This window comes from Microcoleus sp. ARI1-B5, assembly GCF_036705795.1.
Taxonomy (GTDB): domain Bacteria; phylum Cyanobacteriota; class Cyanobacteriia; order Cyanobacteriales; family Microcoleaceae; genus Microcoleus.
The window spans coordinates 1-21,663 of record NZ_JAUBVK010000048.1 but is presented as its reverse complement, the minus strand read 5'-3'; the positions used below and the strand labels follow the sequence as shown (position 1 = coordinate 21,663).

Below are 21,663 nucleotides of genomic sequence, written 5' to 3'. Positions count from 1 at the left end.
TATTAAAAAAGTTGCTTTATTTTCCTACTTAACCGAGCTTTTGTCAAGGTTAGCAAAGCAAAACCTACTTTTTTGATGGAAATCCTCGGATCTTTTAAGGCTAAAGCATCTTTGATTTCTTGTCTTAATTTGGTTGCTTCTGATGCAGTTCGCAAATACAGTTGCGGGTGAATTAAGGAAAGCTGTAAAATGTTAGTTCTAGCTGCCTCTTTTTGCAAGACAGGATTCGTTGTTAAATATTCGGCGTTGGCAAATATAAGTATATTCTGGGCGTAGTACCATTTAACTCGCTCGTTTTGCCATATTTTATTTCTCACGCAGTCAATCGCTACATATCCTTGCTCTTGAAATATTTTCGCCCAATAGTCGGGCCACTGTTCGTTAACGTGATTTGTTCCTCCTTGAAATGGTACGGCTGCAGAGAATAAAATCACTGGGCCCAGCTTCACTAAAGAATTTACAAATACCCGGGCGCACTCGGAGGGCAAGTGTTCTGCTACTTCTAAGGAAACAACTAAATCAAATTGTTGTTCTACGGGCAAAGGTTGGCTTAAATCTAATACTAAAAAGTTGGTCTCGGGGATTTCTAGCATTTTTCGGTCAACCCAATCACCGTCGATTCCCAAAATATCTTTAACGCCGAATTCTTTGAAGGCTGACAGCCAAGTCCCCGTGCCGCAACCGACATCAATTACTCGTTTTGGCTGCACGAATTCCCAAAGAATAGGGATAATTTCTTGGGCTGATTCTTGCGCTGTTTTTTGCAAGTATTGATATAATTCTTTGGTATAATGTTGCACGGTATCTAGAGCGATCCTATTTATCTTTTGTGATTTTTAACCGCAGAGGGCGCAGAGGGCGCAGAGAGATAAGAGACAGTGTGTGTGTGTGCGATCTTCGCAAATTTGGCTGCGGTTGGTATAATACTGAAGTTTATTTTAAGCGCCAGGGATTGTTAATTTGATTTGGTAAAAATATTTTAGCTGTGCGATCGACTATTCGAGTAAAGAGCGATCGCGTGACGTTCTTTGCGTACTGAGGGCGGTAGGGATAAGTGCAGTGCATGACCTTGATCGGTTTGTCGATCGCATAAACATCTTTCCACTTATCCAAGTAGTTGTAAACAGGGGACAAAGTTGTCATTTTCGGCTTCACAGATTCAACGGCAGCAGCAAAAGCACCCTGGTCTTTCAACAGTAGCACATTTTGATGCGCAACTACCATCTCGAAATATTTCTTAAATTCTGCGAACAATTCCTGATTTTTACTGCTGTTCGTAAAAGCGATAAATCCGCCATTGTATTGAATGCTATTTTCGTTTAGCGGCAATCCCACAGACTGCAAAGTTGACAGAATATCTTGCTGGACTCTTAATAAATTGCCCGCTTTAGCAATCGCAGGCTGCACGTCTTCCGTCACCAACAAATCCACCCCGTCAAGATAGTCGAAAACTTCATCGATTGGCGACAGCAAACAAATATCGCAATCCATATAAATAGTCTTGTCAAACAGAGATTCTCCGTACAAAGCCAGCTTGGCTTGACGCGACGCTAAAACAGGATTTTCGTGAGAGGGTGCTCTTTTCAATGTGACATTTCCAAACACCTGAAGTAAAGGATATAAAAATTGAGGTACTCTATCGATTAAAATAATAATTGGTTCCCGGTGAAACTTCCTGACAGACGCCACAAAATGAACGCAATCTTGGAAAGAATAAAGACCGGTTAAAATAGTGATAAATCCCTTAACTGCTAATTTATTTGAATTCATTGATTTACTTATTTCCCTCACTGTGTCCGCTCCCAAAAGCTGGATGTTTTTTGTTAAGCGTAAGGTGCGCAGTGCTGCATAAGGTTAAGGTGCGCAGTGCGCACCCTACAGACTAAGAGTGATGGCGTTTTTGGTGCCACTGCCAAGCGTGAGTTACAATATCCTTAATGTCGGGATATTCTGGAGACCAACCCAAGGTTTCGATCGCCTTTTTGCTGCTACCAACTAAACTAGGCGGGTCTCCCGGACGCCGATCGCACTCAACAGCCTTAATCTCTTTTCCCGTCACTTGGCGGGCCGTTTCTATCACCTCTTTCACCGAAAACCCGCCGCCGTTACCCAAATTAAAGAAATCAGATTTGCCGTCATTTAGCAAATATTCCAATCCCAAAATGTGAGCCGACGCCAAATCGTTAACGTGAATGTAATCGCGGATGCAAGTACCGTCAGGAGTATCGTAATCCGTGCCAAAAATTGCGATCGAATCTCGTTTCCCCAAAGCAGCGAACAACACCAGCGGAATCAGGTGAGTTTCGGGATTGTGATCCTCTCCTAACAACCCGTTCGGGTCGGCTCCAGCCGCGTTAAAATAGCGGAAACAAACAGACTTGAAATTGTACGCAGCGTCAAAATCCGACAAAATCCGTTCTACCATTAACTTAGTAGCACCGTAGGGATTGATCGGATTTTGCGGGTGGTCTTCGGTGAGCGGGATTTTCTGCGGTACGCCGTAAGTCGCGCAAGTAGAAGAAAACACCAATTTCTTGACGCCAGCACCAATCATCGCTTCCAAAAGTGTAATCGTGCCGATGACGTTGTTGCGGTAATATTTAGCTGGGTCGGTAACAGATTCGCCCACGTAAGCGTAAGCAGAAAAGTGCATTACCGCATCAATTTTGTGGGTGGCGAACAAGTTGTCGAGCAAAGTGCGATCGCTCGTATCGCCAACTACGAGCTCTACCTGCAAAGCCCGGTCTACTATATCTCGGTGTCCGTAAACTAAATTATCCAAAATCACCACACCGTAACCGGCGTTTTTCAGCGCTAATACCGCGTGAGAGCCAATATATCCTGCTCCGCCCGTTACCAAAATTGTTGGTTTTTCTCTACTCATTTTATTCTGGGTTGTTTTGTAAATGTAACTGTCGGTGAGATTGCGAACAGAATTCAGTTAAGCCGATCCCCCGGCGCCGGGGGGATCGGCTTTAACTGTCAACTGTCAACTGTCAACTGTCTACTGTCAACTGTCTACTGTCAACTGTCAACTGTCTACTGTCAACTGTCAACTGTCTACTGTCAACTGTCAACTGTCTACTGTCAACTGTCAACTGTCAACTGTCAACTGTCAACTGTCAACTGTCAACTGTCAACTACCAACTGTCAACTGTCAACTGTCAACTGTCTACTGTCTACTGTCTACTGTCTACTGTCTACTGTCAACTACCAACTGTCAACTGAAAAGTTCAATCGATGAACTTGAGGCGACCAATTTGGATGTAATCAAATATCCGATTGATTTGATATCGATCCTCCTCTGAAATTTTATCATCTGAGAGGATAGCAGAAGTCAAAACTAAGTGTTCCCGGCGAGAGATTTTGCCAGACGCGACAATCCGATCGACCATTTGAGAAATTGTTAAGTTCGATTTATTTTGAGATGTTCGCATTTATTCGATCGCTTTATGTCAGAATAATTAAACCTGTTGGCAGTTCTTGACCCAAAAATAGTGGATACCAAACCACAAATCAATTTGGGGAACCGCAAAAATAAGGTATCAGAGTTTTACTCCCAAAGATAGATGCGCGGATTTTATAATTCTGCGTTTTGCCTTCAAAGAGCGTTCAAACTAATCCAATTGTATATTAATTTTCCTACAGAGGCAGTCTTATATGCAGGTGTATCGGATTCCGGTACTGTCCGACAATTACATTTTCTTGCTGCACGACCCCGATCGCCACACAGCAGCCGTCGTCGATCCAGCCCAAGCACAGCCGGTCTTGCAGCAACTGATCTCACTGGGAGCCGAATTAACAGCAATTTTTAATACACACCACCACAGCGACCACGTAGGCGGCAACCAGCAACTGATCGATCGCTTTCCCCAAATCACAGTTTACGGCGGCGCCCAAGACAGAGGCAGAATACCCGGACAGCAAGTCTTTTTGCAAGGGGGCGATCGCGTAGAATTTGCCAGTAGAACCGCCGAAATCTTCTTCGTACCCGGCCACACAAAAGCCCACATAGCCTACTATTTCCCGCCCAGCAACCCAGGGGAAAGCGGCGAATTGTTCTGCGGCGACACTTTGTTTGCGGGAGGCTGCGGCCGACTGTTTGAAGGCACTCCAGCTCAAATGGTAGCCTCCCTCGGACAACTGCGAAACTTGCCCGACAATACCAGAGTTTGGTGCGCCCACGAATACACCCTGAACAACTTGCAATTTGCCATCAGCGTAGATGGCGACAATCCCGATTTGCAGCAGCGCTGGGCCGAAGTTAAAGAAGCGCGCAGCCGATCGCAACCTACCATACCATCATCGATCGGCCTCGAAAAAAGCACAAACCCATTTTTGCGCCTTGATTTTCCCAACCTGCAACAAATCGCCAACAGTCGCGATCCCGTGCAAACCTTCGCTCGATTGCGCGGCATGAAAGACCGGTTTTGACAAGTAGCAAAGTCAGCCTTCATTCAGTTGACAGTTGACAGTTGACAGTTGACCGCTTGACAGTGGACAGCACTTGACAATCATAAGTCCGAGGATTGGAGTAATGAATAGTCTTCTTTTAATTTCTCCCTACAAGGCTTGGGGCTTTAAACCAATTATTTCTGGTAACTGTCAACTGTCAACTGTCAACTGTCAACTGCTATACGTGCATTAGGTGAAGTTTGTGCAACCATCCACAGCCGTTGATAGTATGCAGCAGCGCGGAAAACTGATGAGGCTGACCGCTCCTTGGAAACAGCCCGAAAATTGCCGATCGCCCGCGTCGAAGCAACTGGTCAAGACGCAAGACTCTGGTATAAAATAAATTGTCCAGATATTGATATGACCGCAGGACGATCGACATCTCTCTGAGGTTTGAATTGTCAGCCTGCTTAAATCAAAAGTTCCTCGGAATTATTTCCTTATATTATATAGATGAGCGCGATTGGCTTGGCCAAAACTAAAACGAGCTTTGTTAGAAACCGATGAAAAATGTAGGCAATACTGAACCAGAACCGAAAATTGACGCCTCTGTTTCAGAGGATTCTAACACAGCACTCTACCAGGGCGAGGCTTTGCCCACAACAGATGTAGGGATGGTTCTGCAATTGGCAGATGGCGGCATTCAGGCGTGCAATTCTTGCGCCGAGAAACTGTTGGGGATGACAGCAGAACAAATGCAGGGCAACACTTCCATAAACTGTCCGCGGCAGACTGTGCGCGAAGATGGATCGGATTTTCCCGGCGAGACGCATCCGGCGATGGTGGCGCTCTCAACCGGGCAACCCTGTTCAAATGTCATTATGGGCTTTTATCAACCGCAGGGAGAATTGATTTGGTTGAAGCTCAATTCTCAACCTTTATTTCAGGGAGATCGATCGACTCCCTACGCAGTAATTACAACCTTCACCGCAATCGATCGACCTGGGTCACAATTCGTCACTGACGCGCCCGCCCAACAACTCTCAGACACCCTCGAAAGTATTTCCGACGGCTTCTTTGCTTTGGATAGAGACTGGCGGTTTACCTACGTTAATTCTCAAGCGGCGCGGTGGCTGAATCGAACCCCGGCAGATTTGATCGGCAACAGCGTTTGGGAAGAGTTTCCCGAATCTGCGGGGAGTTTGTTCGAGCAGGAATACCGCCGCTGCGCCAGGGAGCAAGTTACAGTTAGTTTTGAATCTTTTTATGGGCCGCTCAATGCTTGGTATGCGGTACGAGCTTATCCGATCGCCTCGGGAATTGCCGTTTATTTTCAAGATGTGACCGAGCACAAAGCGGCTCGGGCTGCTGCGATCGAACAAGCACAAACTGCGCACCAACAACTGGCAGAAATTGAGGCAATTTATGCTAGCGCGCCGATCGGACTTTGCTTTATCGATACCGACTTGCGGTTTGTCCGCATCAACTCGCGCCTCGCAGAAATTAACGGAGTTCCAGCCGCCGCCCACATCGGTAAAACATTGCGCGAAATCTTGCCACAACAAGCAGATGATTTAGAGCCGCTTTACCGAGAAGTTATCGCCACTAAAGTTCCCGTCGAACAGCTCGAAATTCACGGGGAAAACTCAGCACAGCCGGGAGTAGAACAGGCTTGGCTGTTGAGTCTCTATCCGCTGATGGCCGAGGACGATCGCGTGCTGGGCGTGAATGTGACAGTGCACGAAATTACCCATCGCAAAGCTTCCCAAAAAGAAATTCAACGGCTCAATCAAGAACTAGAGCGTAGAGTGAACGAACTGGAATCAATATTTGATGCTGTACCCGTCGGGATCGCGATCGCCGACGACCGAGAGTGTAAAGTAATTCGCGCTAACCGGTGCGCTCAGTCGATGCTGAGGGTGCCGCCGGATGCCAATGTTTCTGCAAGCTCAGAGCAAGCCGAACTCCTGCCCTTCCGACAACTGAGCAACGGACAGGAAATCGGGCCAGAAGAACTCCCAATGCAGCGGGCTGCGGCTTCCGGCACCCCCGTGCGAGATGTGGAAATTCAAATGGTGCGATCGGACGGGGCGGCATTAGATTGGTTGGTGAATGCGGTGCCGTTATTTGACGAACAGGGCGCAGTTCGCGGCTGCGTGGCGGCGTTTGTGGATATTAGCGATCGCAAACGAGCGGAGGCAGCTTTGCGCGACTCTGAGGAACGCTACCGCACTTTGTTTGAGTCCCTAGACGAAGGTTTTTGCGTCATCGAACTGCTGTTTGACGACAACGAAAAGCCGATCGATTACCGCTTTTTGGAAGTCAATCCGGCCTTCGAGAAACAAACCGGACTCGTACAAGCTGCGGGTAAAACTGCGCGAGAGCTCATTCCCGATCTCGAAAATTATTGGTTTGAGATGTACGGCAAAGTTGCGCTGACAGGCGAACCATTGCGCTTTGAGCAGGGCTCGGAAGTCATGAACCGCTGGTTTGAGGTTTCGGCGTTCCGCACTCCTGAGCCGCACAGCCGCAAAGTCGCCTTGCTTTTCAAAGAAATCAGCGATCGCAAACAGGCAGAAAATCGCCTGCGGCAACAGTCCGAGCAACTGCATCTGGCGGTCAAACATTCGCCTGCGGGGGTGGCGATGTTTGACCGCCAAATGCGGTATATGCTGGTGAGCGATCGCTGGCTGGAAAGTTACGGGCTGGGCGCTCAAAACATTGTCGGCCGATCGCACTACGACATCTTTCCGGAATTGTCCGATCGTTGGAAACAAATCCACCAGCGCTGTCTGGCGGGAGCCGTCGAAATGTGCCCAGAAGATCCGTTTCCCCGCGCTGAGGGCTCGATCGACTGGGTGCGCTGGGAAATTCATCCTTGGCGAACCAACAGCGGTGAGATTGGCGGCATCATCATTTTTTCGGAAGTAATCACCGAGCGCAAAAACGCTGAACTGGCGCTGCAATTCGCAAACCAGCAAGTCACCAATATTATCGAAAGTATTACCGATGCCTTTATCGCGATCGATTCGCAGTGGCGCTATACCTACGTTAATGCCACTGCTGAAAAACTGCTTTCTCGATCGAGAGCCGACTTGCTAGGTCGATCGATCTGGGAGCTATTCCCCGCCGAGGGAGAATCCAATTCGAGGGTATATCAAGAATTTCATCGAGTCGTTAACGAGCAAGTTTCTGTCAAGTTTGAAGAGTTTTCGCCGTCGCTCCAAATGTATATAGAAGTGAGGGCCTATCCAGCAGCCGATGGACTTACGGCTTATTGGAGCGATATTAGCGATCGCAAACGTACAGAAGAAGAACTGCGGCAAAAAAATGCAATTTTGAACGTGATTAACGAGTCAGCGCCCACGCCAATTTTTGTCAAAGATCGAGAAGGATGTATTATTTATGCAAATCCAGCTACGCTTGAGGCGATCGGCAAACCTGCTGCTGAAGTAATTGGGCGGCGCGATCGCGATTTATACCCAGTAGCAGAACTGGGAGCGATCGTCAGCGCAAACGACCAGCGCATCATGGAATCCGGTCAAACAGAAGTTGTCGAAGAATCTCCCGATGGCATTCGGACATTTCTGGGAATGAAAGCTCCCTACCGCAATGAAGCGGGAGAAGTAATCGGCTTGATTGGCATTTCCAACGACATCACAAATCGCAAACGATCGGAAGTCGCGCTGCAAGAACAAACTAAGTTACTGCAAGTAATTATTGACAGCATTGGTGACGGTTTGGTTCTCGCCAACCAACAAGGGGAATTTGTGCTGTTTAACCGAGCCGCAGTGAAAATGTTCGGTCAGCTAACGAATAAAAAATCCTATCAAGAATGGTCGAGCACCTACGGACTATTTTTGGCAGACCAAAAAACCCTTTTTCCCGAGGATGAACTACCTCTAGCCAGAGCAATAAAAGGTGAATATGTCAATGATGTAGGGATATTTGTCCGCCGCGAAGATGGCGAAGGTCGCTGGGTCAGTATCAGCGGTTATCCGGTAGTTGATAAAAGCCGCGAAATCACAGGCGGAGTCATTGTCTGTCGGGATATCACAGAACGCAAACAATCAGAAGCCGCGCTGCAAGAGAGCGAACAGCGATTCCGCAATATGGCTAACAACGCTCCATTTATGGTCTGGGTAACAGACTCCACAGGCTACTGCATTTTCGTGAGCGAAAGCTGGTATAAATTCACAGGTCAAACTGAGGAAACAGGTTTGGGATTTGGTTGGATAAACGCAGTGCATCCAGAAGACAGAGAACAGGCGATGAATGTATTTTTGAGGGCCCACGAAAGCCTGGAACCTTACAGCACGGAATTTCGCGTGGGGGGCCCGGATGGCCGATATTATTGGGCGCTGGATGCGGCTGTTCCCAGATTTACCGAAAGCGGACAATTTGAGGGTTTTATCGGTTCTGCGATCGACATTACAGAGCGCAAACAAGTGGAAACCGAGCGCGATATGGTTCTGCAATTGGAACAAACTGCGCGCGCGGAAGCCGAGCGAGCTAACCGGATTAAAGACGAGTTTTTGGCGGTGCTTTCTCACGAGTTGCGCTCGCCCTTAAATCCGATTTTAGGCTGGTCGCAACTGCTGCGAGGCCGCAAACTGAGCCCTGCTAAAACCGCCACAGCGTTGGAGACGATCGAGCGCAACGCCAGACTGCAATCTCAATTAATCGAAGACTTGCTCGACGTGTCTCGGATTCTGCAAGGAAAACTCCGATTGAATGTTGCTCCGGTGAATGTTGCAACAATTATATTGTCTGCTTTGGACACCGTGCAATTAGCAGCAGAAGCTAAAAAGATTCAAATCGAAACAATCTTAAATCCCGATGTCGATCTTGTTCTCGGCGATACAGGTCGCTTGCAGCAAATTGTGTGGAATTTGTTATCGAACGCGGTGAAATTTACGCCCGAAGGCGGTCGAGTTGAAGTTCGATTAACGCAAATCGAACACCAAGTTCAAATTCAAGTTACAGACACGGGTAAAGGCATTGTTCCCGATTTCTTGCCCTATGTTTTCGAGCATTTCCGACAAGAAGACGGCGCGACTACTCGCAAATTTGGCGGCTTGGGATTGGGATTGGCGATCGTCCGCCAACTGATCGAACTTCACGGCGGTACGGTGTTTGCAGAAAGCCCCGGAGAAAATCTAGGAGCGACGTTTACGGTGAGGTTGCCGCTATTAAATGATGATTCTAGAAGGCAGGAGGAGGCAGCCGTCAATTCATCTGAGAGTGCCGATATTTCATCTTTGCCGCTCGCAGGATTGAGAATTTTGGTAGTAGATGATGAGGCGGACTCGCGCGATTTTGTCGCCTTCGTGCTCGGGGAAGCGGGTGCCGAGGTGATTTCCCTGTCATCTGCTGCTGAGGCGCTGGAGTCGATCGCCCAAACTGCACCGGATTTGCTCGTCAGCGACATTGGAATGCCCGAGATGGACGGGTATATGCTGATACGTCACATCCGCACTCAACTGCCGCCAGAGTATCGGGGGCTGGTGGCGATCGCCGTAACGGCCTATGCTGGAGAAGCCAACGAGCGCCAAGTTTTGCAAGCCGGATTTGACAAGCACTTATCGAAGCCGATCGATCCGACTCAGTTAGTTGCTACTGTAGCGCGGGCGATCGGCCCGAGGGTATATGAAGTGCAGTAGGGACACCGCACCTTTCCCTTCTTCGTGTCAGCTTAAGCTGTCAGTCCAGCAAATCCTCCCGCTCACCCACAAGTCAGCCAGTCAGCCCGCAAGTCCGCCAGTCAGCCCGCAAGCCCGCCAGGGAATGAATTCCCTGGCTAATAGCTAAAGTCCTCGCGATGAGGACTCAGAAGAAGAATTTTTCAACTCATTAGTCCTCTTTAGAGGACTTTAGCTTTGAGACAGGGGTTTTAACCCCTGGCGGACTAACGGGTGAGCGAGAGAACTTGGCGGACTAAAAGCTTAAGTTGACACGCCTTGGACTCTTGGAGTGTCCCTACTTAATTTTCTTGTGGAGCGGGCAGAAGAGCCCGCCCGTAAAAGGCTTCCACACGAATGATGCAATATCTCAGTTCCCTCGAACCTCGAATCTCAACATCCATCCGTTACATCCCGCACATTGCGAGTAAGGCCGAACTTCCTTCTCCCTTGCGATCGCCGCTCAAACTTCGCTATTATAAACAGTTCGAGTTAAAACCCACAAGCAACGATCATGGCCAAGCGCGTCCAATTAGTTTTAAACAAAGATGTCAGCAAACTCGGCAAAGCTGGCGACGTAGTAGAAGTAGCCCCAGGCTACGCCCGCAACTACCTAGTACCCCAAGGAATGGGATTTAGAGCCACTCCGGGCATTCTCAAGCAAGCAGAGCGCCGCAGAGAAGAAGAAAGACTGCGCCAGCTAGAGCTCAAGCAGCAAGCCGAAGTCCGCAAAACCGCCCTGGAAGCAGCCGGGCCTTTCATCATCTCCAAGCAAGTCGGCGAAGGAGACGCGATTTTTGGTACTGTCACCAACCAAGAAGTAGCAGAGCTGATTTTCAACTCTACCAGTCAAGAAGTCGATCGGCGCGGCATCACCCTACCCGAAATTCGCGGCATTGGTACATACAAAGCTGAAATCAAACTGCACGCAGAAGTTACCGCCGAAGTTAATATTCAAGTTGTCCCGATGTAATTAAGAGTCATCAGTCATCAGTTGTTAGTCATTAGTTGTTAGTCATTAGTTGTTAGTCATTAGTCCTTAGCTAACAACTAGGCACTGCCAACTAAGAAGTGAGTACCGCTAACTAAGGACTGAGGACTGCTAACTTGCATATTGGAAACTGAAGACTAATAACTGGCAACTAATGACCAATGACCAACGACCAACGACCAACGACCAATGACTAATGACTGAGGACTATTGACTAATGAGCGATTTGATGCCGACAAATATAGAGGCAGAGGAAGCAATTTTGGGCGGGATTTTAATTGACCCCGAAGCTATTTCCCGAATTGCTGAAATTCTGCGACCGGAGTTTTTTGCCATCACCGCTCATCAAGTCATTTATCGATCGGCATTAGGACTATTTTTGCAGGGCGAACCTACGGATTTAATGACGGTAACGACTTGGCTGAGCGATCGCAACCAGTTAGAACAAGTCGGAGGATTAACTAAATTAGCACAATTAGTCGATCGCACAGTTTCAGCAGTCAACATCGACCAATATGCAGCCTTAGTTGAAGACAAATATCAGCGCCGCCGATTGATAGAAGCTGGCAACAACATAGTACAATTAGGTTACGAGACAGCAGCACCGCTAGAAACAGTCTTAGACCGCGCCGAACAAGAAGTTTTCAGCATAACTCAAGACCGCCCGCAACAAGATTTAGTATCGATCGGCGAAACACTAAACCAAACATTTCAAGACCTAGAAAATCGCAATGAAGGCCTCACGCTTCCCGGTATTCCGTGCGGTTTTTACGATTTAGATGCCATGACAGGCGGCTTTCAGCGATCGGATTTAATCATCGTTGCAGCCAGGCCGGCAATGGGCAAAACGGCCTTTTGTACCAACATCGCGCACCACATCGCCGCCGGAGGGCAAAAATTACCGGTTGCTGTTTTCAGCTTAGAAATGTCGAAAGAACAGCTAGTGCAGCGCATTCTGTCCAGCGAAGCCAAAATAGAAAGTAATAGGTTGCGATCGGGCAGAATCAGTCAAAATGAATGGGAACCCATCAGTACGGCGATCGGTAACTTATCAGAACTGCCGCTGTTTATTGATGATACTCCCAATATTACCGTGATGGAGATTCGATCGAAAGCCCGCCGCCTCCAAGCCGAACAAGGCGGAGCACTAGGATTAATCTTGCTAGATTACCTGCAATTAATGGAAGGTAGCAGCGACAATCGCGTGCAAGAATTATCTCGAATTACTAGAGGCCTTAAAGGTTTAGCCCGCGAACTAAACGTGCCGATTATTGCTTTGTCTCAGTTGAGTCGAAGTGTGGAAGCGAGGACAAATAAGCGGCCGATGATGTCGGATTTACGGGAAAGCGGATGTCTGAGTGGTGATAGTTTAGTTACTATGGCCGATAGTGGATTAGAAGTCCCGATTCGCGATTTAGTCGGTAAATCTGGCTTTGCTGTTTGGGGATTAAATTTAGATACCATGAAACAGGAAAGAGCGATGGTGACTAATGCTTTTTGTACTGGAGTCAAGCCAGTATGGGAGATGACAACTAGCTTGGGAAATTCGATCGCAGCAACAGGCAATCATAAGTTCCTTGCATCAGATGGTTGGAAGCGTTTAGATGAATTAAAAATAGGCGATCGGATTGCTATGCCTCGATCGATTCCTTGTACTGAAGTGCAGACGATGGGTAATGCTGAATTAGCTTTACTAGGACATTTAATTGGTGATGGTTGTACTTTACCTCGACATACCATTCAGTACACGACGCGAGAATTAGATTTAGCTGAATTAGTTGCACACTTGGCTAGAGAAGTATTTGGTGATGAAATTAATCCCCGTATCAAACGCGAACGTGATTGGTATCAAGTTTATCTCCCCGCTAGTTATCATCTCGCTCCCAATATTAAAAATCCGATTACTAAATGGCTAGAACAATTAGAAGTCTTTGGTTTACGTTCCCATGAAAAATTTATTCCCAGTTTAGTATTTACCCAACCCCAAGAATCGCTCGCTCTTTTTCTCCGACACCTATGGGCAACTGATGGTTGTATCCGCACGAGTAAAGACAATTCCCACTATCCGAATGTTTATTATGCGTCTAGTAGCAAAAAACTAGCGCGGGGAGTTCAATCGTTATTATTAAGATTGAATATTAATGCCTCCTTAAAATCAGTTTCTCAAGGTAATAAAGGACGAACTCAATATCAAATATGGGTAAGCGGGAAGCAAGATTTAGATAAATTTGTAGAGCGGATTGGTGCGGTTGGCAATTATAAACAAGAAGGTTTAGCCCTCGTCAAAATATATCTAAAAAATTCTGGACGGGCTAATACGAACCGAGATTTAATTCCTAACCAGGTTTGGCGAACCCAAGTTAATATTGCCAGAGAAAATTTAGGTTTAACAACTAAACAAATTCAATCAGGTTTGGGCGTGCGCTATTGTGGCGACAGTTCCTATCAATGTGATATCAGCCGAGAACGAGCTACGCAGTTAGCGACTCTTCTAGGATCTGAGGAAATTAGGAAAATTGCTCTTAGCGATATCTATTGGGATAAGATAAAAAAAATAGATTTCATCGGCGAAGATATGGTTTACGATCTAACAGTAGAGAAAGTTCAAAACTTTGCTACACAAGGATTGTACGCTCATAATAGTATTGAACAAGACGCGGATTTAGTAATTATGCTGTACCGCGATGAATATTACAACCCGGATTCGCCCGATCGCGGAATTGCCGAAGTCATCATCACCAAACACAGAAACGGCCCCACAGGAATCATCAAACTATTATTTGACGCCCAATATACCTCATTTCGCAATCTGGCATCTCCGAAGCGCTCTTAAGAAGGAAGAAGGAAGAAGGAAGAAGGAAGAAGGAAGAAGGAAGAAGGAACACACAGCAAGCTTGAGCGGGAGCCGTATTTTACGTTTAATTAGGTCGATTTACTTAAATCAACCAGGACTTACGCAGAAACCCGGTTTCTTAAAAAAACCGGGTTTCTCAACACCGTCAAAGTTTTACGCTTAGTTAAGTTAAGCTACCTAGCCAGCGATTTTCAACAATTCCACATCAAAAATCAGCGTAGCATTAGGAGGAATCACCCCGCCCGCACCGCGAGCACCATAACCTAGTTCAGGGGGAATAATCAACTTGCGGCGCTCTCCAACTTTCATTGTACCGACGCCTTCATCCCAACCCTTAATTACTTGGCCGACACCAATTTTGAACTCAAAAGGAGAATTGCGATCGCGCGAACTATCAAATTTCGTGCCATCCTCCAAAGTGCCAGTATAGTGCACTACAACCTTCTGGCCGGTTTTTGGAGTCGCCCCATTACCTTCTTTCAATTCAACATATTTCAGACCTGAATCTGTGGTGACAGTTTTCTCAGTATTATCAGTCATGTTATTGCCAGCGATAGTAGCTGGTTCCTTCGGTAAATTAGCATCAGCTACTAGCAAGCTATCTTCAGTGAAAGACTTCGCTGAGAGTATCTCAAGCGCAGCATCGGTTAAAGGATTATTCACTTCGGAGGCAACTGCTGTAGGTACATAACCGCTCATTTGAGCGACTATCAAAAACACAAAGCAAACCAGCATTACCCCCAAGCTGACCAGAATTCCTTGCACAATTAATCCTCCTGACACTTTTAACCGCGATATCTCAGATATCTAAGACATCTAGTACAACAAGAACTACAAAATTTTATCTGAACTTTTCCGCCAAAAAATGGCGGGTGCCAGTTAATTTTAAAGGCAAAAGAAAGTATGAAGTCAGAATGTTTGTAATTCTACCTTCTGCTTTCTACATAAGTGCCTGATTGAGCTTTCTGCGTTCGGGTGACAATTTTATCACAAGATAGCAGCAAGCGCGCGATCGCCCGCAAGCGTTGCTTGCAGCTATGGGATCGCACTTAGCGCCAGTTGCGGTTTTCTAGATCCCGCATCTGACGTTCGAGACGATCGAGCCTGCCGCGCAACTCATCCATTTCCGACTGTCGGGGAACGCCCATATCTTGCAGGATATTGCGGAGTTGGCGCTGCAACTGCGTATCCCAATTGCCCTGTTCAGACTTGAGGTGCTCAGTCATGTCATCGACAAAGGTTTTGGCTTGCTCGGGATTGATTTTCCCATCTTTGACCCATTGCTCGCTGGCTTCCTGCAATTTTTCCGCCACCAAGGAGGTAGTACCAATGCCCAGCATTACCAGTTGTTTGAGTAAGTTGCTATTGTTATCCATAGATTTTTCCTACTGTTTGCCCCAAAATACCCGATCGGCTCAGGTCGCCTGCGGTCGCTGCGAAACCCTTTGTACAATTTAAGTTACACCAGCACTGACCTACCTTTCTATTTTGGAGCATCCAGCCGCCTGCTGGCGAGTCTAACCCGCCAATGGGCGTTCGGAAAACCCGCATTCAAAGCCTGCCGACAAAATTACCAGAAAAAATTGGTTTAAAGCCCCAAGCTTCTTCGGGAGAAATTAAAATTCGACTATTCATTACTCCCATCCTCGGACTTCTAGGTAGAGGTCGCCCTCAAGCAGTCAACTGTCCCAGGTCAACTGTCCCAGGTCAACTGAACCAATCACCCTGCTGTCTAATGCCTGAGTGTCCCCGCTGTCACCAACCTGTAGACTCCCGAGCGATCGCCTGCGCGCACTGCAAAACCCCTCTCAAAGCTTTCGGTCATCCGGGTATCCCGCTTTATCGATCGGCATCCCAAGAATTTCTGTGTTCTACGTGTATTTACCACGAAGACGACACCTGCAACTACCCGCAGCGTCCCTTCGCCAAAGAATGCACGCTTTATCACAATAAAGCCGAGCCGCTTGTGCCGCAGACGAGCCGTTACATCAGCGGTGGCCCGCCGCAATCAATCAAAAATTGGTGTCAGCGCAATCTCGTTTGGTTGGCTTTATTTGGTTTAATTATTATTAGCATTGCCTTGTCGATTTAATCAAATTATATCAAGCGTAGAATAGAGATATCTGCGTCGGTCGGGCTTGCTATGCGGTTCATTCTCTAAATTATCCATGAGTTACGTATTCGGCATCGACGGCGGCGGAACTAAAACTATCTGCATCTTAATGGACGAAAACAGAGTTGTTTTGGGACGCGGGGAAGCAGGCCCGTCAAATTATCAAACCCTGGGCATTGAGACAGCAAAACAATCGATTCAATTGGCGATCGAACGAGCAGTTCTGTCCGCTAAAATAGAGGCAAATAGCAATCTCAACATTGAAGCAATTTGTCTGGGACTAGCAGGCGTGGCGCGTCCCAAAGATATTGAAATAGTGCAATTTGTAGTGCAGAACTTGCAGTTGGCGAAGACTTTACCAGTAACCCGATCGCTCTTACCGAGGAATATCCTAATTTGCAGCGACTGCGCGATCGCACTTGTTGGCGGCACGGGCAATTCAGTAGGTATCGCCGTTATTGCTGGAACTGGTTCGATTGTTTTCGGGCAAAACCGTCAAGGGGAAACTCAACGAGTCGGCGGTTGGGGATATATTTTAGGCGATGAAGGCAGTGGATATGACATCGCCGTTGGGGGTTTGCAAGCTGCCTTAAAGTTCTACGACGGGCGTTCCGACTTTACCGTGCTGGCGGAAAAATTCCAACAGCATTTAGGCCTAAATAAGCTAGAAGCATTGGTAGATGTCGTTTATCGGCGCGGTTGGGGAGTCACAGAAATTGCAGCTTTAGCGCCGATTGTCGATCGAGCAGCAGCAGAGGGCGATCGCGTCGCTGACAGCATTATTAATCGTGCTGTGGCAGAATTAACATTTTCAACAAAAACAGCCATTGCAGCGCTATTTAGCCCAACAGAAGAATTTGAAATTGTGACGATCGGAGGTGTGTGGGGCTCAGAGGCAAATTTCCGGGGCCGGTTTGAAAGTGCCATAAGTGCGATCGCCCCGAAAGCCCAGGTAATTTTGCCCCGATACGAACCAGCTTTCGGTGCTGGATTGTTAGCCTTAAACGCTCTCAACTCTTAAGGTCGTCCCCTGACGCTTCATCCTGGGATTTCAGCTTCACTTAGTTAGCGATCGCACTCTGAGACCATCACCTTTGTTTTTTACTAAAATATTTGCCCAAAACCCTCAATTTCGGTTCAAAAACCCGGTTTCTTTGTTCGGGTGCGATCGCGAACTATAACTGCTAACTGCTAACTTAGTTAGCGATCGCACTCTGAGACCATCACCTTTGTTTTTTACCAAAATATTTGCCCAAAACCCTCAATTTCGGTTCAAAAACCCGGTTTCTTTGTTCGGGTGCGTCCATGACTCAATTGCTAGCTGCTAAGGGGACGATGAATCCAAATCTCTCCTTTATCTTCCTTATCTTCCCGATCGCCCCAGTCAAGCCGATTTTCTCAATTTTCCCAAAATTTAAAATTCTTGATTATCTACCTTATCTTCCCAACGGGCAGAATTCGGGCCTGCCATAATTAAAACATCAAATGAATGCGAAACCCGAAACAGATTTAGCAGTAGTACATTTCTAAGTAAAACAAAACCAAAACAAGGAGACAAATTATATGATTACTTCTCACAAATGGCGTTCAGCAACAGCAGCAATCCTCGCAGTGGGAATTACAGTGGCAACCAGCGCCCCGCTGGTGGTAGCTGCTCCCGCATCAGCTCAACAACGAATTTCACAATTTGATAGCATCCGAATTCCGTCGGGTAGTGTAATTCCAGTTAGTTACGAACAAGAAAAAATACTTGTCACCCCCGATGAAACTGCACCTTTAACATTAACAGTAGCGCGAGACATCCGCACAGCTCAAGGCAGAGTATTAATCCCCGCAGGTAGCCAGATTGTCGGGGAATTGCGACCTCTCAGAAGAGGCAATCAAAGAGGTACTCAATTTGTTGCCCGAGAGTTAATTGTCAGCCGCCGCCAACGCTATCGGATTGATGGCTATTCGGGAATTATTACCAGAACCCAAAGAGTTCAAAAAGGTGCTGGAACGGGTTCGATCGCCCAAGGTGCAGCATTGGGTGCAGCAGCAGCAGCAGCGCTAGCAGGCATTACCGGCGACAAGGCGATCGCCACTGAAGAAGTATTGGGCGGCGCTGGCATCGGCGCATTAGCTGGTGTATTGTTAGGGCGGCGCAGCGTTGACGTGATCGTGATTCGCCCGGAAGAAGATTTATCAGTGAGATTGCGATCGGACATCGTGCTGCGGTAATATTGGAATCTTCCGATTAAGTATTTGCAGCAAAACATTGTCGATCGATAACTTGTGGTCTCCCGATAATTTGCCAGGCATACTGACGCCGGTATTGAGCAGCCTTATATTCCTCAATGCTTTCAGCCATTGTTAGCCTGATTTCTATCATGACTCTAGCAAAACAGTCATTTTTGGGGCGTTTCAGCCCTTGCTGCGACCCATTTGCTTACTCCAGTGTCCCCTACCCGGTACTCGGTTACAAGCGAACTCTTCTATCAATCTTCTAGCGACACCACACAGTATCTGCACGTGACCCCAGAGGGCGTAGATTCTCGTTACCCTTGTCAATTGCCTCTTTCCACCACAGTTCACCGTACCCGTCCCGCACGGCGGTGCCGTAGGGCATACTATCGAGCTTGTAAGGGCTGAACCCGCGCTCTATCATATCCTTGCGAGAAAGCACTTGCACCCAGTAATCTGGTTTTGACTCCTGGCACGGAAGCGCGATCGCTTCATTCACGCTATGTGCATGATGTGACTCTAGTTTTCTTGGTTCCGCTCCGGTAATCGGATTGAGCATTCCGTCGTGCTGAACGCAGCCCCTTTTGACAAGCTCAATGAACTTATCCACCGCCTCGCTCATGTTGCCAGTCATCCGCAAAAGCTTGACCGTTTCTGGCTTGAGAGTCAGCGTCACCCGAACGGCATCCTTTTTGTTAGCACCGGGTTTTAAATTGTTTAAACTTTTAGGGCTTACCTTCATCATGCTTTTACCTTCATTTTCACAAGTAGCCGCCCAAGGTAGGCGGCTACGCCAGGAAATACTTTAAGACAACGAACCGCCCAACATATCCAAAATCGCTTCTACGTCCGCTAGGTCGCACTTGGACTTTTTGCGCTTGGCTTTCAAGTGATTAAGTAAGGTGGCAGCGTCAGGTACATCACTTGTGTCAAGCGATTCTCTGCTATCTAGCTGTCTGGCTAGTGCTAGCACCCGATCGGCTAGAGCGATCGGCACTCGGATGGTGCGGGTTTGTCCGTGCTTCCATTTCCCCTCGTAGTGCTTGAGGTTGGCTAAGCTAGCGTCATTGATGTTTTTAGTCATGTCACTTGTGTCACGTGATTTACTGTTAACAGCTTGACACGGTTGCTTTTGTTTTGTCAAGGATTTTATCACGTGACACAAGTGAATTAATTCTATAGGGGCCGTATGCTAGTACCAAGCGCTACTGGTATAACTTCATTCCATCCCCGGCGCTAAGTACATCAAGTCGCTGTTGAGGAACTCTTGCTCTTTCATGTATGCAACTTCTTTATCAAATCTCACCAGCAGACCTGTCCGGTCGGAGTAAATGCGGATTTTTACGATAGTCCCCTTTGCCCCTTTCGAGCGGCCGGAGGTAATAACTACTACCCGGTCATTTTCCTCAAAAATGCGACGCCGACTGGTTGAGCGTGAGTCAGAATTGGAATTTTTCAACAAGCCGAGTTCCGCCTTTTCTTCTTCGCTAAAGGATTTTTGGAAAAACCCTTGGATTTGAGGGTGGTGAGATTTGACTCGATCCATAACTTCTTTTACTTTCTCGCGGTTGCCCTCAGCAGCAGCCTCCCGCACGTCGTCAGCTAGTTTGTTGGCGAGACGCCTGTTTGCGTAATTTTGAAGGGAACTTGCGGGAGATGCTGGATTTTTAGACTCCTGTGATGAGTTTGTGACGGCTGGAGTGCTTGGTAATGTCGGATTTGACGGATGTGATGGATTTTTTTCGTCATCCCCGCCACACAAATCATTGGGGGGCGAGTCGAAAGGTATTTCTAGTTGAGAGTTTTTTGTGTGATTTGAGTTTTGAAAAAATCCATCACATCCGTCAAATCCGACATCCGCAAGGCCTTCAACCGTCACACAACCGTCACCATCCACCACAAATCCATCACAGAACGGTTTTTTAGTGACGGGGCAAGAGTAATACTGACCCGTCGGGTCAAGCTTGCACCGCAAGCCGATACCCTGAATAAAGCTGCCGTTTCGGTCTCGCCCTTCGCTGATTGCTACCTTCAATTGATTCTTGAGCAAATCTCTCAAGTTGAGGGAGAATCGCTTCATCGGAATACTATTCCTGTGTCCGCTTTCCATCTGAGACTTGCAAAAATTAGCGTAGCCCCAGCGTCCCGCTTCCTCTATATCCCCCAGTCCGATGTAAAGTTTTGCTTCGGGTTCAACAACTACTTTCTCATCCAGCCAAGCGGCAATCGGATTTGTTTGAGTTAGTTGCTCCCACTTTACTCGTGCCAGTGCTGGTACTTCGCGGTCGGTGTGCTTGATAAGTCTGGTTATCTCATCCCGCGACATCTCAAGTACCCAAGCAAGCAAGCCCGGTAAAAAGGGTTCAAATAGTTTGCCTAGTTCCAGCCCTTCGTACTCTGGCACTTTTGTATCCAGCACGACTGTAAGTTTTCGCCGCTCTTGCCCGGATGTCTTGTCTGTTGATTCCGGGGCCTCATTGGCAGTCAACATCACCATGCCCTCAAAGATGAAGTCGCGGCACTGCTGTACCCCTTTGCGCTCGTATCTCATCCGGTCTTGACCCGTTAATTGCTTCAGGACGGATACTCCCCCTTGCCACCGTTCGGAGTCGGGGAAAGTTACTAAAAGTTTTCGGTAGAATTTTGCTGTCTCAAATTGGTTTGTCTCCAGCAGCCGGAGTTGGCTGGATACGGTATTGTCAGCTCCCGCTAAAGCTCCGGCGAGCGCCATAAACGTACTTTTACCTGTACCGCCGCCACCTATCAGTTCGAGGTAGCGTTGAAGGTCAGAACGGCGGGTAACGATGGCGGCTAAAAACGCTCTGAGTACCTCAGCTATATTTTTGTTTCCCGTAATTTTCAGCAGAAAATCTTGTATCGGTTGGCATCCAATCACGTGGTCAGCCCACTTGAACGGTAGCTGCCAAGTAAAGTTGTACCCTGGTGCGTGCGGTTTTAATTCTTTGGTTGCGATGTCTAAAACGCCGTCCCGGAGAGGGATCAAGCCCTTTTGTTCGTTCCAATCTTGAACTTCCCGGTCGGATTGCAATATCGTGAGAATGCTCGAAACGTACCCAGCGTTAAACGGTAGGTCTTTGACGCGCAAGTGCGCGTGGATTAATCCCCGCACGCTTTCCGGGGTTTCCACGTCCCACACCCCCTCATTCTTCGCGCCGTACCGCCGCCACAGTTGATACTCGGATTCCCACGCCAGCTTGTCTTGGTACGCTTCGCGCAATTCTTCTGCTATTGCACTCGGTGGCGGCAACTGCTTAACCTTGTCAATAAAATCACTTGTGTCAAGTGACTTACTATTGTTCTCTGTCGCCTTCATCAGGATTGCCCTAAAAGCCTCAATCCCGTTTTTGTTGATGAAATCGTCCATACCTTTTGTTTCCCCTTTCTC

The 21,663-nt window shown here is 47.6% G+C and carries 16 protein-coding genes; 7 read left to right on the top strand and 9 right to left on the bottom strand.

What is annotated here, in order from left to right:
* Positions 1 to 2 precede the first annotated feature (2 nt).
* The 4 genes from QUB63_RS33415 to QUB63_RS33400 all read right to left on the bottom strand — a co-directional run bounded on the left by QUB63_RS33415 (position 3) and on the right by QUB63_RS33400 (position 3,437).
* Entirely contained in the window at positions 3 to 800 is a 798-nt protein-coding gene (locus QUB63_RS33415) for a class I SAM-dependent methyltransferase (RefSeq protein ID WP_332949685.1), read from the bottom strand.
* Positions 801 to 933: 133 nt separating this feature from the next.
* Positions 934 to 1,770, bottom strand: a complete 837-nt coding sequence (locus QUB63_RS33410; protein WP_332949684.1) for a hypothetical protein — start codon at positions 1,768 to 1,770, stop codon at positions 934 to 936.
* A 112-nt stretch (positions 1,771 to 1,882) separates the two neighbouring features.
* A complete protein-coding gene (galE, locus tag QUB63_RS33405) occupies positions 1,883 to 2,884 on the bottom strand; it encodes a UDP-glucose 4-epimerase GalE (RefSeq protein ID WP_332949683.1) in 1,002 nt (333 codons plus the stop codon).
* Between the two features lie 349 nt (positions 2,885 to 3,233).
* Positions 3,234 to 3,437 carry a hypothetical protein gene (locus tag QUB63_RS33400; RefSeq protein WP_332949682.1) on the bottom strand — a complete coding sequence of 68 codons (204 nt, stop codon included), beginning with the start codon at positions 3,435 to 3,437 and terminating at the stop codon, positions 3,234 to 3,236.
* Positions 3,438 to 3,660: 223 nt separating this feature from the next.
* Here QUB63_RS33400 and gloB point away from each other — a divergent pair, with 223 nt between their 5' ends.
* The 4 genes from gloB (at position 3,661) to QUB63_RS33380 (ending at position 13,900) form a co-directional block, all read left to right on the top strand.
* Positions 3,661 to 4,434, top strand: coding sequence for a hydroxyacylglutathione hydrolase (gene gloB, locus QUB63_RS33395; RefSeq protein WP_332949681.1), 774 nt, complete (start codon positions 3,661 to 3,663; stop codon positions 4,432 to 4,434).
* Between the two features lie 524 nt (positions 4,435 to 4,958).
* A complete protein-coding gene (locus QUB63_RS33390) occupies positions 4,959 to 10,058 on the top strand; it encodes a PAS domain-containing protein (protein WP_332949680.1) in 5,100 nt (1,699 codons plus the stop codon).
* 532 nt (positions 10,059 to 10,590) lie between these two features.
* Positions 10,591 to 11,049 (top strand): 50S ribosomal protein L9, encoded by a 459-nt coding sequence (gene rplI, locus QUB63_RS33385; protein WP_332949679.1) that lies wholly within the window; start codon positions 10,591 to 10,593, stop codon positions 11,047 to 11,049.
* A 235-nt stretch (positions 11,050 to 11,284) separates the two neighbouring features.
* Positions 11,285 to 13,900, top strand: coding sequence for a replicative DNA helicase (locus QUB63_RS33380; protein ID WP_332949678.1), 2,616 nt, complete (start codon positions 11,285 to 11,287; stop codon positions 13,898 to 13,900).
* Between the two features lie 198 nt (positions 13,901 to 14,098).
* Here the strand turns inward: QUB63_RS33380 and QUB63_RS33375 are convergent, their stop codons facing one another.
* Together QUB63_RS33375 and QUB63_RS33370 are read right to left on the bottom strand one after the other, a co-directional pair.
* Positions 14,099 to 14,686 carry an FKBP-type peptidyl-prolyl cis-trans isomerase gene (locus QUB63_RS33375; protein WP_332949677.1) on the bottom strand — a complete coding sequence of 196 codons (588 nt, stop codon included), beginning with the start codon at positions 14,684 to 14,686 and terminating at the stop codon, positions 14,099 to 14,101.
* 284 nt (positions 14,687 to 14,970) lie between these two features.
* Positions 14,971 to 15,297, bottom strand: a complete 327-nt coding sequence (locus QUB63_RS33370) for a phasin family protein (RefSeq protein WP_006634797.1) — start codon at positions 15,295 to 15,297, stop codon at positions 14,971 to 14,973.
* Between the two features lie 359 nt (positions 15,298 to 15,656).
* Between QUB63_RS33370 and QUB63_RS33365 the strand changes: the two genes are divergently transcribed.
* The 3 genes from QUB63_RS33365 (at position 15,657) to QUB63_RS33355 (ending at position 18,254) form a co-directional block, all read left to right on the top strand.
* Positions 15,657 to 16,013, top strand: a complete 357-nt coding sequence (locus QUB63_RS33365) for a zinc ribbon domain-containing protein (RefSeq protein WP_332949704.1) — start codon at positions 15,657 to 15,659, stop codon at positions 16,011 to 16,013.
* 76 nt (positions 16,014 to 16,089) lie between these two features.
* A complete protein-coding gene (locus QUB63_RS33360) occupies positions 16,090 to 17,055 on the top strand; it encodes an N-acetylglucosamine kinase (protein WP_332949676.1) in 966 nt (321 codons plus the stop codon).
* Between the two features lie 542 nt (positions 17,056 to 17,597).
* Positions 17,598 to 18,254 (top strand): hypothetical protein, encoded by a 657-nt coding sequence (locus QUB63_RS33355; protein ID WP_332949675.1) that lies wholly within the window; start codon positions 17,598 to 17,600, stop codon positions 18,252 to 18,254.
* A gap of 265 nt (positions 18,255 to 18,519) precedes the next feature.
* On the opposite strand, the gene QUB63_RS33350 is transcribed toward QUB63_RS33355, so the two are convergent.
* The 3 genes from QUB63_RS33350 to QUB63_RS33340 form a co-directional block, all read right to left on the bottom strand.
* The gene (locus QUB63_RS33350) at positions 18,520 to 19,002 is read right to left on the bottom strand and encodes a hypothetical protein (RefSeq protein WP_332949674.1); all 483 of its coding nucleotides are present in this window, start codon (positions 19,000 to 19,002) and stop codon (positions 18,520 to 18,522) included.
* 60 nt (positions 19,003 to 19,062) lie between these two features.
* The gene (locus tag QUB63_RS33345) at positions 19,063 to 19,341 is read right to left on the bottom strand and encodes a hypothetical protein (RefSeq protein WP_332947739.1); all 279 of its coding nucleotides are present in this window, start codon (positions 19,339 to 19,341) and stop codon (positions 19,063 to 19,065) included.
* Between the two features lie 135 nt (positions 19,342 to 19,476).
* Positions 19,477 to 21,663 (bottom strand): DNA primase family protein (locus QUB63_RS33340; protein WP_332949673.1); only part of this gene is annotated, 2,187 nt, incomplete at its 5' end.

Coding starts and splice junctions, on each gene's coding strand:
- QUB63_RS33410 (WP_332949684.1), bottom strand. CDS start 1,770: ATGAATTCAAATAAATTAGCAGTTAAGGGATTTATCACTATTTTAACC.
- galE (WP_332949683.1), bottom strand. CDS start 2,884: ATGAGTAGAGAAAAACCAACAATTTTGGTAACGGGCGGAGCAGGATAT.
- QUB63_RS33400 (WP_332949682.1), bottom strand. CDS start 3,437: ATGCGAACATCTCAAAATAAATCGAACTTAACAATTTCTCAAATGGTC.
- gloB (WP_332949681.1), top strand. CDS start 3,661: ATGCAGGTGTATCGGATTCCGGTACTGTCCGACAATTACATTTTCTTG.
- QUB63_RS33390 (WP_332949680.1), top strand. CDS start 4,959: ATGAAAAATGTAGGCAATACTGAACCAGAACCGAAAATTGACGCCTCT.
- rplI (WP_332949679.1), top strand. CDS start 10,591: ATGGCCAAGCGCGTCCAATTAGTTTTAAACAAAGATGTCAGCAAACTC.
- QUB63_RS33380 (WP_332949678.1), top strand. CDS start 11,285: ATGAGCGATTTGATGCCGACAAATATAGAGGCAGAGGAAGCAATTTTG.
- QUB63_RS33370 (WP_006634797.1), bottom strand. CDS start 15,297: ATGGATAACAATAGCAACTTACTCAAACAACTGGTAATGCTGGGCATT.
- QUB63_RS33365 (WP_332949704.1), top strand. CDS start 15,657: ATGCCTGAGTGTCCCCGCTGTCACCAACCTGTAGACTCCCGAGCGATC.
- QUB63_RS33360 (WP_332949676.1), top strand. CDS start 16,090: ATGAGTTACGTATTCGGCATCGACGGCGGCGGAACTAAAACTATCTGC.
- QUB63_RS33355 (WP_332949675.1), top strand. CDS start 17,598: ATGATTACTTCTCACAAATGGCGTTCAGCAACAGCAGCAATCCTCGCA.
- QUB63_RS33350 (WP_332949674.1), bottom strand. CDS start 19,002: ATGATGAAGGTAAGCCCTAAAAGTTTAAACAATTTAAAACCCGGTGCT.
- QUB63_RS33345 (WP_332947739.1), bottom strand. CDS start 19,341: ATGACTAAAAACATCAATGACGCTAGCTTAGCCAACCTCAAGCACTAC.